Raw genomic sequence first — 11,798 nt, 5'->3', positions numbered from 1 at the left:
CCCGGCAGCCTGTTGCCGGGTTGATCACCATAGGCCAAGAAAATTTACATGGGAGTGGAAATGATGTCATCGATGGAGAGGAAAGCCCGAATATTACAAGTCTTATCTATTATTATATTAATCATTGCCCTATTCTTATATATTAACGGAGCAGGAGAAACGGTTTATTTTGCATCAGCCGTGATCGCGGCACTGGTAGTACTTTTAAAGTGGGCCATGATCGACCACAAGATTAAAAAGCAGGAACGGAGCAAATGTGAGTGATACGGATCCACCTAAGCTGATCACCTCATCATGAATCGACGTATTCAACGATAGCGTCTTTAGTTAAATAAGCCAAAATCATTTAGACTGACCTTTCTTCATGTGAACTCTATATACGAATATCTCTATTAAAATTAATATCAGCACCCCTAAGATAAACACAGGCAGTTGATTCCAGATTAATAAGAAAGATAGCACGAATACTAATAGTAAACTTCTTATCCACTGTTTATATAATAAACTCATATAGAACCCCAATCCTAATGTGAATTTCTCTTATGGCTTATATACGAAGCCTATTCTTTTTCGTTTCATAAAAAAACCGGAAGAGAACCCTCTTCCGGTCACCCATTCACTTTACAGTCTGAAGATTCCTCCACCCGCCAAGCTCTAAATATCTTCTGCGATTTCCCCCGCATAGCCTTCACAAATAAACCCGGACACTTCTGATCCATCTTCCAGTTCAACCTTTCCGATACCCTGCGGCGCAGGAATGGAAGTGGTGAAAGCACCGAGTGAATGGAGAGGCATGTCCCAGATTTCCACCTCCACCGAAGTGCCGCTGTGAAGCTGCTTGATCATGCCCGGCTTTTCCGGTTCACCCGGAAGCTTCACAAGCTGATAGCGTGTGGAAATTATACTTTTTCCTATTCAAAGAGTTTTAATGGAATTTAATTCCATACCAACCAACCTATGATACACTAAGATTATCCAAAACGATGATGGAACTCAGTCTCTGGAGGACCACTTATGAAAGAAAAATACTTGATACCCATCCTGATCTTTTTCGTCCTGGGTTCCGCTGCAATTAGTCGTATCCATTCGCTCAGCCAAACGGTTAAATCGTTCTTTTACGGTACCGCTTTAGTCGTTCTCCTTGTGATAGGGATGATACGCACCTATCACTATTTCAAATCCTGATGGTAAGGAGTTGATCGTAAATGAAGCTGCTTAGAATCGGTGCAGGCGGGCTCAAAACGGCCATTCTTTATATCGTTCTCATCCTCCTGTCCCCTTTCGTCCTTCATCTGACAGGTAATCGAAATGTCCTGTCCGAGCCTGAATGGATGGGCGGAAATCTTTGGTTCATTGAAGTGAGTGAACATCAAATGTATGCAACAGCAACAGCGACGGGAATGGTTGTTTCTTTTCTTCTTGGAGTTCTTTTGTATATCCTGCTTCCCTTTGTCTCTTTCCGCGGAAAAAAGAAAGATCATCCAGCGATGTAAATAACTCATCTTTGTTTACTCCGTGCATGATTGCAGGGAGTCTTTTTTTGGAGACTACTAAAGTTCATAGTTTGTTCAACATTTCACAAACTTTTTTCCGTTTATGGTGCTATGATGAATATGTAAGGAAGATCTTCTCCACACACCATTTCATTATTCATTGAATATAAGGGGGAAACGCATATGAAAGCTGTTGTAGTCAATCCACATGCGAAAGCCAACGTTGAGGTTATCGAAAAGGATGTCCGTCCACTGCAATCCGGGGAAGCCCTCGTCGATGTGGAATACTGCGGGGTCTGCCATACGGACCTGCACGTCGCTGCCGGTGATTTCGGTGATGTCGAAGGTCGTGTTCTTGGGCATGAAGGCATCGGCGTTGTTTCACAAATCGCTGATGATGTCACAAGCTTGAAGGTCGGCGACCGGGTGAGCATCGCCTGGATGTTCCATGCCTGCGGACGCTGTGAATACTGCACGACCGGACGGGAAACGTTCTGCCGGAATGTCCAGAACGCCGGATACAGTGTCGACGGAGGTATGGCCGAGCAGTGCATCGTGACAGCTGATTATGCGGTAAAAGTACCCGACGGACTCGATCCGGCGCAGGCCAGCAGCATCACCTGCGCCGGCGTGACGACGTATAAAGCGATCAAAGTATCTAACGTGAAAGCCGGTCAATGGATCGCCATCTACGGCTGCGGCGGCTTGGGCAACCTTGCCATCCAATATGCCAAGCACGTCTTCAACGCCAAAGTGATTGCGGTCGATATCAATGACGATAAGCTCGCCCTCGCCAAAGAGATCGGCGCCGACATGACGATCAATCCAACAACGGATGGAGATGCAGAGAAAATCATCCAGGAGCAGCTCGGCGGTGCGCACGCCACTGTCGTTACGGCGGTTTCTAAACAAGCGTTCAACTCTGCTGTCGATGCCGTCCGCGCCTGCGGTAAAGTCGTAGCGGTCGGACTGCCGTCTGAAACGATGGATTTGAACATTCCACGACTCGTCCTTGATGGCATTGAAGTGATCGGCTCTCTCGTCGGTACGCGTAAGGATTTAGAAGAGGCCTTCCAATTCGGAGCCGAAGGAAAAGTCGTTCCTGTCGTACAGACACGCCACCTTCACGAAGTTCAGGACGTCTTTGAGGAAATGGAACAGGGTAAAATCCAAGGCCGAATGGTGATCGATTTCCATCAGCACTAAACATAAAAACCGCCCGCGCCTGCTCCGGCACGGGCGGTTTCTTTATGTCGTCTGCTTTCTTTTTTCCATAAAGGTATGAATCACGATATACAAAAAGATCAGCCCTAAAGGAAGGAACGCTTCAACCATCAGGCTCGTATCAGCCTGGACGCCTGCTGCTTCCAGGAGCAAAGGCGGCACATAGTAGACCAGCGCCACGAAAACCAAGAAGAAGCTTTTCCACTTCCAAGAGAGCGCCGCAAGGGTCAGAGCGGATAAAACGAGGATGACCCCCTCCGCTGTCGGTCCAGCCGCCCATACAGCCGGTATCGAAAGCATTTGATCCATGAAAATCAATCCCATGAACAATAACATAAATCCGCTGCTGATGACCGCATAGAAGGTGAATTCCTTTCTCTTCGTCGGACGCTTCGAGGATACGTAGCGGAAGGACAAAATAATGACTCCTAAATAAAGCAGGGCGATGACAGGATAGCCGATCAGTTCGAGAAGCGAATACGACAGCTCCCCTTCCAGAGCATCTCCAAGCAGCAGGAAGGCGACAATACCGAGGATAAACCCCTGGATCCATCCGGCGATCTGTTTCTTATCCAAAGGCATCTCCCCCGCCAGTTCCTTTATATACGTTTCCGGAGACTTTCCAGTGATATGCTCCGTGCTTTTTCCTTCTTGTTCAGCTTCAAGGAGGTGAACCTCAAGCTCTTCTGTAATCTCTTCAACCTCGGCTTCATTCCTCCCACTCGTAAGCAGATACAGCCTTAGATGATCGACGAATTCCCGGCTTTCCTCTGATAAAGTCATATACGCTCTTCCCCTTCCAGTAAATTCTCAACGCCACCAGAAATGCTTTTCCACCGGATTTTGAAAGCTTCCAGTTCGTGCCGGCCTTCTTCGGTAATGGCGTAGTATTTCCGCTGCGGGCCGCCGGACGGATGCTTTTTCTTCGTTGTGGTAACCAGCCCTTCTTTTTTCATTCGCAGAAGCAGCGGGTAAATGCTTCCCTCCTTGACCATGGAAAAGCCATAGCCGTTCAGTTTTTCAATCATTTCATAGCCGTAGGTCTCCCCTTTACCGATAATGGCGAGCAGACAGCCTTCCAGAATCCCTTTCAACATTTGGCTCGACGACATCCAGACGTTCCCCTCTCCATCATTCTTGCATTGCAAGGTAGTCAGGCAAAAAAATAAAAACGTTCTATATTGTTATGCAAGTTAGTTTAAGCTTACAGGTTTAACCCATTTATTTCAAGGATACTTGTAAATATTTCCTATAAATACTTTTGAAGTCTTTACAGGTACTACTCTAATGATGGAAGGAGTTTCAGAAAGGACATGGGTAACGTGATTCTTCGATTACTTAGTGTTGCAATAGTGGAAATACCTTTTATCTTGTATTATGACGACCTGCCTGAGGAAACGATAGCCTTAAACTATTATTTTTTAGGCTTTTGTGGTGTCTATATGTGCTCCGAAGCCTTTGATCCCTTTGGCAAAAGAACGCACTGGATCCACATCTTTCAGATCAGTGCGCTCATCATTCTGACGACCGGAATGCTCCGAAACTTCGATTTTATAACAAACACCATGTGGAGGGACGTATTTTTTATATTGTATGGTGCCTATATCGTATTTAAATTGATCGAGGTTATTATTTTAAGAAAAAAGCAGAAAGAAGATTATTCTTCGGAGTAAAAGCAGAACAGATGCGTCCTCTTCCTGTTCTGCTTTCAAACGTTCTCAATACTCTTCTATAATATTTTCCTTTTCGAAACTTTGATCATCCACTTTCAGCCCGGCATGAGGGATTTCGAGCTCATTTTTCAAGATATCCATTAACTCATCCACTCTTCTTTGATCGCCCTCTTCCGCGTCCCGATCGAGCCAGACGATGATGGACGGAGAAGCTTCCAGTTCACGAATCTCCGGAAGGTCTACTTCACCCTGAAATTTTCTCTGGATCCCTTCATCGTATGAAACCGTGACCATCCCAATAGGACTAAACCTCTGTTCTATATCGTCAATGATCATGTCATACAATTGATCTTCGTAATATCTGACCGCATAGTCGTCGACCATCCTGCCGCTGCTTCCATCTTCATAGACTAAGAAGCTCACGTCGTTATCATTATTCGTTACCTTGGCAGCGTACTCAAATCCAGCGAAGTTTCCCATGTTATCGTACAGCGTATCGTAGATTTCCATTTGACCGGAATACGTCTCTTCCAAGTAAGCGGCTGCTTTTTCCTTCACCTTTTCTTCTTTTGATGAATTTGGTGTCATATCGATGATAAAGATAACGATCAGGAGCCCGATACAAGCTGCCATAGAACCAATCGTGATTAGAATCCATTTCCCCGCTTTATTCATAAGTTTCCTCCTGCCCCTCCGGATTACTCATGCGTAAATTTTACCATAATAAGGAATTCGATGTGCCGGAATTTTGAGTAAGACCTATTCCATAAAAAAGATACCCCTTCACCCATTACGCAGAATATGACTTCATGTGCATTTATACCCAGCCAAACCATCTCGTTCCCTTGCACTTTTCGTAAGATACTATTAAAGTATATACTGGTTGAAATCCATTCAATATGGTAATGGATATAGATAGCGTCGCTTTTTAGCTTTGGGAATCAAACTTCTCATAAAGAAAGGGTTCAGATATATTATGAAAGATAATTTTTGGCATGAGCTGCCCCGGCCGTTTTTCATTCTAGCGCCGATGGAAGCCGTGACAGATGTTGTGTTCCGTCATGTGGTGACGGAAGCGGCACGACCTGATGTGTTTTTCACTGAGTTTACAAATACAGAAAGCTACTGCCATCCGAAAGGGAAGGACAGCGTGCGCGGCCGCCTGACGTTCACAGAGGATGAACAGCCGATCGTCGCCCACATTTGGGGAGACAAACCTGAATACTTCCGCGAGATGAGTATCGGCATGGCGGAGATGGGCTACCGTGGGATTGATATCAACATGGGCTGCCCGGTTCAGAACGTAGCCGGGAACGGAAAAGGCTCCGGCCTGATCCGCCGTCCGGAAGTGGCTGCTGAAGTCATTGATGCAGCGAAAGCCGGCGGACTGCCTGTCAGCGTGAAGACCCGTCTTGGCTACACGAACCTCGACGAATGGCGTCCATGGCTGAAGCACCTCTTGGAACAGGACATCGTCAACCTGTCCATCCACCTTCGTACGAAGAAGGAAATGAGTAACTACGATGCCCACTGGGAGCTGATCCCTGATATTATGGCGCTTCGCGATGAAGTGGCTCCGAACACGCTGATCACGATCAACGGAGACATCCCTGACCGTCAAAAGGGACTGGAGCTCGTTGAAAAATACGGCGTCGACGGCATCATGATCGGACGCGGTGTGTTCCACAATCCGTTCTGCTTCGAAGTGGAAAAGAAGGAACACACAAGTGATGAACTGCTGGACCTTCTACGTCTGCAGCTGGATCTTCACGACAAGTATTCCGAAGAGCTGGAGCCGCGTCTTTTCAAACCGCTCCGCCGCTTCTTCAAAATTTATGTGCGCGGATTCCGTGGAGCCGGTGAGCTGAGAAATCAGCTGATGGGCACCCATTCCACGGATGAAGTGCGTGCGCTGCTTGATGAGTTCGAGGAAAAAGGCGGCATAAAGGAAGAAGAAGGATTCACGATTTCTTAATCAGACGAAAGAGGAGAGCCTTATCGGTTCTCCTCTTTTATTATTTGGGTTATTCAACTAATGCCTCCAATCCTTGAAGACTTAGTCGTGAGATCTCCCACCTTTTGCTATCCTTCATTTTTATAACGTTCCTCATTGAAGAAGTTTGATATGATTAACATCAATATTCCTATTACAATCATTGGGATGGATGCAGACCTTAACAAACTTGGAGTACCTTCAATTCCTATAATTTCACTAAATGCAAATCCCGCAGCAAACATCCATAACCCTAAATAAGCCAGCCATTTTCCCGTTGTGGTTTTCCCCTTTGAAAACATCTGCATTCCCCTCTCTCAGCTATTGTGGTTTCACTTCATTTTTCAAAGTGATTTGATGAATGAATCAATAAGATGCAAATGTATCATACCAAATATGCAGTTTTATGGAAAAATCGCCCATATTAATTATGTGCTTATTCTTCCCGCCACCGAGTCTTGCACAACCCGGGCCTATATTCAGATAAAAAAAGCGATTATATTTTGAATAATCGCCCCGTTTTTATAAAACTCCATTACAAGATACATTTATAAACGACAACAAACATCCCCCACTTAGTTTTACACAGAAAGGAAAAGGATACTGGATATGTAAAAGGAGGTAAATGAATGGAAGTATTAGCTGTCGTTTTAGTTATGATTGGTATAATAGCTGTCCGAGTGATCAGCTTTTTTTATCCAGATTGGAAAGCTGTTCAAGGAGAATACTTGTCAGAACGTAAACATCTTGGATACAGTGTGTTAGGCATTGGTCTATTACTTGTAATGATTATACTGAGTCAATTCATTCTAAGAATATAGAACAATGGCTTTAATTGAACAAACGTCCCTGTTACAGGGAGAATAGAATTCGCGATACTTCCATCGCTGCGGTACTCCATTCTATAGGATAGATACGAGCACATCGACTAACAATGGTGCCAAAAGTAAAAGTCCGGCAATGCCGACTACAATTATAACCGGCGTTGTGAATGGACTAGGTTCATTTAATTTATCAAGCTTTTCATTCATTTTCTTCATTTCATGTAAGATTTCTTTTTCATTCTCTTCAGACATAGGATCACCCGTCAGCTTAAGACTTAAATTATAGGTGAATATTGGATAAATAGTTCTTAACTTTCTATTTTATAACTTTATACATAATGACATGGGGACCAATTGGATGGTAATCAAAAACTTCTCCAAAAGGCTTAAATCCCAGCCTTTCATAATATTTTTGGACAGAAGTTCTTCCTTTACACCAAAGAAAGTCAGCTTTACGTTCTCTCAAATCCCTCTCGGCGAAATTCACTACCTCCCTCCCCGCTCCCATACCTCTAAACTCTTCCACAGTAGCCATAGCCCTTAATCTATATTGATGAGAGCTTCGAAATTCAGGATGGGATTCAAGATAAAAAGAAGCCACACTTATCAAACCTTCATCATTAAACGCCCCGATATGGAAAGCATCATCGTCATGATCTGTATGATATTGACATGCCTCGAACGGTTGATGAGGTCTAAGTATTTTGTGTCGGAGGTTATAAGTTTGTTCTGCTTTTATCCTTTGTACTTTCAACTTGATCTCCCCCGTTAACAGTTGAGTTATACATTCTGGATTTGGTAAAAGAGACGTTTTCCTTTGCTACAGTAAATCCGACGTAACAGGAAGGTTTGGTTTCAAGATGTTCATTACTTAATCCTTGTTCAGAAATAATTTATATAAATGATAAGTTGTGCCCAAAATCGCTAAAACAATGGTAAGGATTAGTAAAGCCGTGTTATCTACAGATATACCGTTATCATTTACTAACACAAAAGTCACTAACCCCCAAAGAGCAAGTAAACTTATGAATCTATTGGCAAACTCAGACTTTAGCAACTTCTTCTACCTCCCCATATGTAGAGAATGAGCAACTTATAAATCAATTCCAATTATTTCAAATAATTATTTTCAACTCAAGTCTATACGAAATACATCTTAAAAGAATATCTGGAATCAGGCTCTTCAAATAACCTGACCCTTAAAGAATCGATTGCTTATATTAAAAAATCGCTTCTTTTAGGGTCAGTTTCAAGACATTATATTTTGGCTTTTAAAAACGGAGGATGTTTGGTAAAGACAAATGAAACGAATAGTCCAACAGCAGAAAAAATAGCTGAGTTGATACCTTCAAACCCACTCAGAGTAAAGGTTTTATAAATAGACCAAGCTGTAATTACACTTATAATAAAGGCAGGTATATAATGTTTGATATGTTTATCATTTTTAACTTTTACCGATAAATATAAGAGTTGGAAAAGAAGAAGCGTTAAGAGTACCACCTTAATGTTCATTTTCTTTCCCCCACTCAATAGGATAACCTTCAATGTTTTGTTTGTTGGCTATAGAATCATTGAACAGTTTATGTTGGCTTCCAGTATTCATAACGGTCCAACACCTCCATTTTAGAAGTACGATAGTTATCCTCGTTCACCTATATTGAAACTCCTCATATTACTCATACGCTACTTCTCCAATTTAGTTTCAAAATACCTAATATAAGGAAGTTGAGTCTTCAAGATTAGCAAAAAACAGTGGTGTTAGAACATTAGACACTTACCAATATTGAACCCCCATCAGCATCGACGGCTTGTAAGCATTCGATGCTGATGGGGGTTCAAAGGTCAATTTCATTAGTTAAAGATGCAAAACATTTAACATATGATTCTAATATCCATAATTCTAAAATTGCGCTCGCTAAAATTTACTCCAGTGTTAGTTTTTCTGTTTGCTGCGGACGGCCCCATTGAATTTCCCCGCTGATAGGTTCACCTGTTTCAGGCGTACAGCCTGAACATTGAGAAGAGATCGTCACTGTTCTTTTATCCAATTCTGCCCATGTTTGAACAGTTTCTCCCTCATTGATCGTAATTTTCAAGTCTTTCAATTCTTCCTCTTTATTGTAATGGAACGTAAATTCCCCGTTTTCTGAATCTGGTGCGTTATCTGCTATGTATTTTCCCTCCCAGCTGCTGGATTCACCTGACAACATGATGGTTTGGTTTGTACACCCAGCCATGACAAACATCACAATAAACAAATAGAAAAATAATTTCTTCAAATTCTGTACCTCCATTGCTTTTACCGTCATTTACTATTGGTGATTATGATTCAACGTAAGCTCTGTCCTGTAATCTCCCCCAATGCCGTTTAAAAGAATCTTCATCCATCATACAAGTGAAGTCACCCTGATAAGTCTTCCTCGTATAGAACGTTTCCCTCTTGATCGAGTGCCCTCACGGGTGAGGTGGTATTCGGGGCATAAAAAACCCTCCCCATCCCCGTGTCATGCAGATGGATTTGTATAAAGCCATCATCCGTTTCCACTTCGACGGAATCGATCTCCCTGCTGGTGACCATCCCATATAGAACATTGAAGGGATCCTCCTCAGGCAGCACGCGCCACCTGCTGTGCCTTGCGTATAATTCGTTCTCCGAGGCAGAAAAACCTGTGGTGCTTCTTAAGTCCCAGCCATGCCACTTCTTAACAAGGGCACTAACCTTGATATTTACTCCTTCCTGATCAGTAAGATACAAAACCATTTTCGCGTCTCCAAAGTCTGTCACATCCACAACTTCCGTGACTTCCATAGACGAGCTGTGTCCAGCTTCAATCACGTCTTCCACAGATTGATGCTGACAACCCGTAAGCAGAATAAAAATAAAAGCTGAACATAGGGCGTGTTTCAAACGTTATTTCCTCCCTGCTTCTTATGTATGAAAACTCCATAAACCGTATCATCAATATTCATAGGCGTGAAGGGCTGGATTCGGATCATCGTATAAGCATTGTTTGTATATTGGGAATTTATTGAAACAAAAGAGATGATTATCCGTATACGTAGTAAGGAGGCTGAAGGATGTTCATTACAGGTGTAGTATTGATTCCGATTTTCATCTATTTTCTCGTCATTTTGTTTACCTTTGCGTGGGGAAAAGCAGGAAGAACCGAACAGGGAAAGAAAGTCCTCAACAAGTCGATGGCCACCGCCGCTCCTATTCTGCCAATCGGCTGGCTGCTGCTCGAGAGTTATCACTCCATCATCCAGAGCCTTACCCTGTCTACATACCGCGACACGATGTGGGTGTTGATCATGCTGACGTTCATCGTCGTTGGAGCAAGCATTTTACGTAGGAAAAAGTCCGCTGTTCCTGCGTAATGAGAAGAATATCTACATGTGGAAGCATTCGCTGAGCCGGATGCTTTTTATTTTTCAGCTTCCTACGAAAATATCAGATCCCCATGTCAAAATAGATTCAAATTGTTGAGAAATTCCTAAAAGACATGCAGGTCATAAACGATCCCCGGCACTTACGTCATGTACATCCTGTTCTACCATATACATAAGATAAAGTCATTATGTAAGTGAAGGGGGACTACGATGTATCCAAATCCTTATGCTTTTTACAGAACCGGGACTGATCCTCAGCTGTTAAAGGATATGGAGAAAGCCGTCAATGCCGAATATAGTGCTGTATCCTGCTATAAGAAAATGGCCAAAATGGCACCTGATCCGGAAGAAAGAAAAAGAATCCTCGAAATACGCAGAGATGAAATGAGGCACCTTGCAGAATTCACAGCCATTTATGCCCGCCTGACAGGAAAGCAGCCGTCGTACCAAATGACCGAGGAATGCCCCGATGAATACAGGGAAGCGGTCGACTATGCCTTCAAGGATGAACAGGGCGCCGTAGATTTTTACCTGGACATCGCCGATAACGCGCAGGATCCCATGACAAAAGACCGATTCCGGAGAGCCGCCGCTGATGAACAAAATCATGCCGTTTGGTTTTTATCCTTTATGAAGCATACAGATGCAAATGCCCGCCCCGCCTATAGACAACTGGAGGACTATGGAGCGAAAGGCGCCTTGAACGCATCGTCCTTAACTTTTCCGCAAATGCTCACCTACGCTATTCAGGATGAGTATTTCGCCCAGGCGAGGTATGATGATGTTCTCGCTAATTTCGGGAATGTACGGACATTTGCTCGGATTAAAGAAGCAGAACTGCGGCACATCAATGCACTCCAACCTCTTTTCCAACGGTATCAGGTGCCTGTGCCGGCGGATGTGTCCGCCTCCTATGTTACAACTCCGGAAAATTTGAAGGCGGCTTATGCTGCGGGAGTGCAGGGGGAAATCGACAACATAGCGATGTATGACAGGTTTCTGAGTTTGACGATCCCCCAGGATGCCCGCCTTGTCTTCACCCAGCTGCGCAATGCGTCTGTGAATCACCTGGCTGCATTTGAACGAGGGCTGGCCGGAGAGTGAGACTCTACTAAAATTCAAAAAGGGAGAAAAGGACCTGTCCTCTTCTCCCTTTTATCATGGATATGGTTATTCTCATAAAAGAAGAGGTGGAGAAAAT

General features: G+C 43.6%; 17 protein-coding genes. 8 read left to right on the top strand and 9 right to left on the bottom strand.

The window, feature by feature from the left end; all coding sequences use genetic code 11:
* Window positions 1–654: 654 nt before the first annotated feature.
* Window positions 655–846, bottom strand: coding sequence for an allophanate hydrolase-related protein (locus ACXADP_RS02060; protein ID WP_474970696.1), 192 nt, complete (start codon window positions 844–846; stop codon window positions 655–657).
* A gap of 168 nt (window positions 847–1,014) precedes the next feature.
* On the opposite strand from ACXADP_RS02060, the gene ACXADP_RS02055 reads away from it, so the two are divergent.
* The 3 genes from ACXADP_RS02055 (at window position 1,015) to adhP (ending at window position 2,699) form a co-directional block, all read left to right on the top strand.
* Window positions 1,015–1,185, top strand: a complete 171-nt coding sequence (locus ACXADP_RS02055) for a hypothetical protein (RefSeq protein WP_474970059.1) — start codon at window positions 1,015–1,017, stop codon at window positions 1,183–1,185.
* A gap of 20 nt (window positions 1,186–1,205) precedes the next feature.
* Complete coding sequence (locus tag ACXADP_RS02050) at window positions 1,206–1,493, top strand: hypothetical protein (RefSeq protein ID WP_474970695.1); 288 nt, start codon at window positions 1,206–1,208, stop codon at window positions 1,491–1,493.
* 183 nt (window positions 1,494–1,676) lie between these two features.
* Window positions 1,677–2,699 (top strand): alcohol dehydrogenase AdhP, encoded by a 1,023-nt coding sequence (adhP, locus tag ACXADP_RS02045; protein ID WP_474970694.1) that lies wholly within the window; start codon window positions 1,677–1,679, stop codon window positions 2,697–2,699.
* A 42-nt stretch (window positions 2,700–2,741) separates the two neighbouring features.
* Here adhP and ACXADP_RS02040 read toward each other — a convergent pair whose 3' ends face one another.
* Both ACXADP_RS02040 and ACXADP_RS02035 read right to left on the bottom strand, forming a co-directional pair.
* On the bottom strand, window positions 2,742–3,500 hold the full coding sequence (locus ACXADP_RS02040) for an HAAS domain-containing protein (RefSeq protein ID WP_474970693.1): 759 nt from the start codon (window positions 3,498–3,500) through the stop codon (window positions 2,742–2,744).
* Window positions 3,497–3,829 (bottom strand): PadR family transcriptional regulator, encoded by a 333-nt coding sequence (locus ACXADP_RS02035; RefSeq protein ID WP_027955969.1) that lies wholly within the window; start codon window positions 3,827–3,829, stop codon window positions 3,497–3,499. Before ACXADP_RS02035 ends, ACXADP_RS02040 begins: the two co-directional genes overlap by 4 nt.
* A 201-nt stretch (window positions 3,830–4,030) precedes the next feature.
* Here ACXADP_RS02035 and ACXADP_RS02030 point away from each other — a divergent pair, with 201 nt between their 5' ends.
* Window positions 4,031–4,390, top strand: a complete 360-nt coding sequence (locus ACXADP_RS02030) for a hypothetical protein (RefSeq protein WP_474970064.1) — start codon at window positions 4,031–4,033, stop codon at window positions 4,388–4,390.
* A gap of 45 nt (window positions 4,391–4,435) precedes the next feature.
* On the opposite strand, the gene ACXADP_RS02025 is transcribed toward ACXADP_RS02030, so the two are convergent.
* On the bottom strand, window positions 4,436–5,065 hold the full coding sequence (locus ACXADP_RS02025) for a hypothetical protein (protein ID WP_474970691.1): 630 nt from the start codon (window positions 5,063–5,065) through the stop codon (window positions 4,436–4,438).
* A 301-nt stretch (window positions 5,066–5,366) separates the two neighbouring features.
* Here ACXADP_RS02025 and ACXADP_RS02020 point away from each other — a divergent pair, with 301 nt between their 5' ends.
* Complete coding sequence (locus tag ACXADP_RS02020) at window positions 5,367–6,365, top strand: tRNA dihydrouridine synthase (protein ID WP_474970066.1); 999 nt, start codon at window positions 5,367–5,369, stop codon at window positions 6,363–6,365.
* 107 nt (window positions 6,366–6,472) lie between these two features.
* On the opposite strand, the gene ACXADP_RS02015 is transcribed toward ACXADP_RS02020, so the two are convergent.
* Window positions 6,473–6,685, bottom strand: a complete 213-nt coding sequence (locus tag ACXADP_RS02015) for a hypothetical protein (RefSeq protein WP_474970067.1) — start codon at window positions 6,683–6,685, stop codon at window positions 6,473–6,475.
* A 327-nt stretch (window positions 6,686–7,012) separates the two neighbouring features.
* Between ACXADP_RS02015 and ACXADP_RS02010 the strand changes: the two genes are divergently transcribed.
* Window positions 7,013–7,204: a hypothetical protein gene (locus tag ACXADP_RS02010; protein WP_474970690.1), complete on the top strand. Its 192-nt coding sequence runs from the start codon at window positions 7,013–7,015 to the stop codon at window positions 7,202–7,204.
* A 319-nt stretch (window positions 7,205–7,523) separates the two neighbouring features.
* On the opposite strand, the gene ACXADP_RS02005 is transcribed toward ACXADP_RS02010, so the two are convergent.
* The 4 genes from ACXADP_RS02005 to ACXADP_RS01990 form a co-directional block, all read right to left on the bottom strand.
* A complete protein-coding gene (locus ACXADP_RS02005; protein WP_474970070.1) occupies window positions 7,524–7,961 on the bottom strand; it encodes a GNAT family N-acetyltransferase in 438 nt (145 codons plus the stop codon).
* 503 nt (window positions 7,962–8,464) lie between these two features.
* Window positions 8,465–8,719: a hypothetical protein gene (locus ACXADP_RS02000; protein ID WP_474970071.1), complete on the bottom strand. Its 255-nt coding sequence runs from the start codon at window positions 8,717–8,719 to the stop codon at window positions 8,465–8,467.
* 410 nt (window positions 8,720–9,129) lie between these two features.
* Window positions 9,130–9,486 carry a hypothetical protein gene (locus ACXADP_RS01995; protein ID WP_474970689.1) on the bottom strand — a complete coding sequence of 119 codons (357 nt, stop codon included), beginning with the start codon at window positions 9,484–9,486 and terminating at the stop codon, window positions 9,130–9,132.
* Window positions 9,487–9,608: 122 nt separating this feature from the next.
* Complete coding sequence (locus ACXADP_RS01990) at window positions 9,609–10,115, bottom strand: hypothetical protein (RefSeq protein WP_474970688.1); 507 nt, start codon at window positions 10,113–10,115, stop codon at window positions 9,609–9,611.
* Between the two features lie 170 nt (window positions 10,116–10,285).
* Here ACXADP_RS01990 and ACXADP_RS01985 point away from each other — a divergent pair, with 170 nt between their 5' ends.
* Window positions 10,286–10,585 (top strand): hypothetical protein, encoded by a 300-nt coding sequence (locus ACXADP_RS01985; RefSeq protein WP_281658755.1) that lies wholly within the window; start codon window positions 10,286–10,288, stop codon window positions 10,583–10,585.
* A 222-nt stretch (window positions 10,586–10,807) separates the two neighbouring features.
* Window positions 10,808–11,701 carry a ferritin family protein gene (locus tag ACXADP_RS01980; protein WP_474970687.1) on the top strand — a complete coding sequence of 298 codons (894 nt, stop codon included), beginning with the start codon at window positions 10,808–10,810 and terminating at the stop codon, window positions 11,699–11,701.
* The last annotated feature ends 97 nt before the right edge of the window (window positions 11,702–11,798 follow it).

This window comes from Halobacillus sp. AWH4_228 (assembly GCF_056158365.1).
This window is presented reverse-complemented; position numbering and strand designations above follow the sequence as displayed.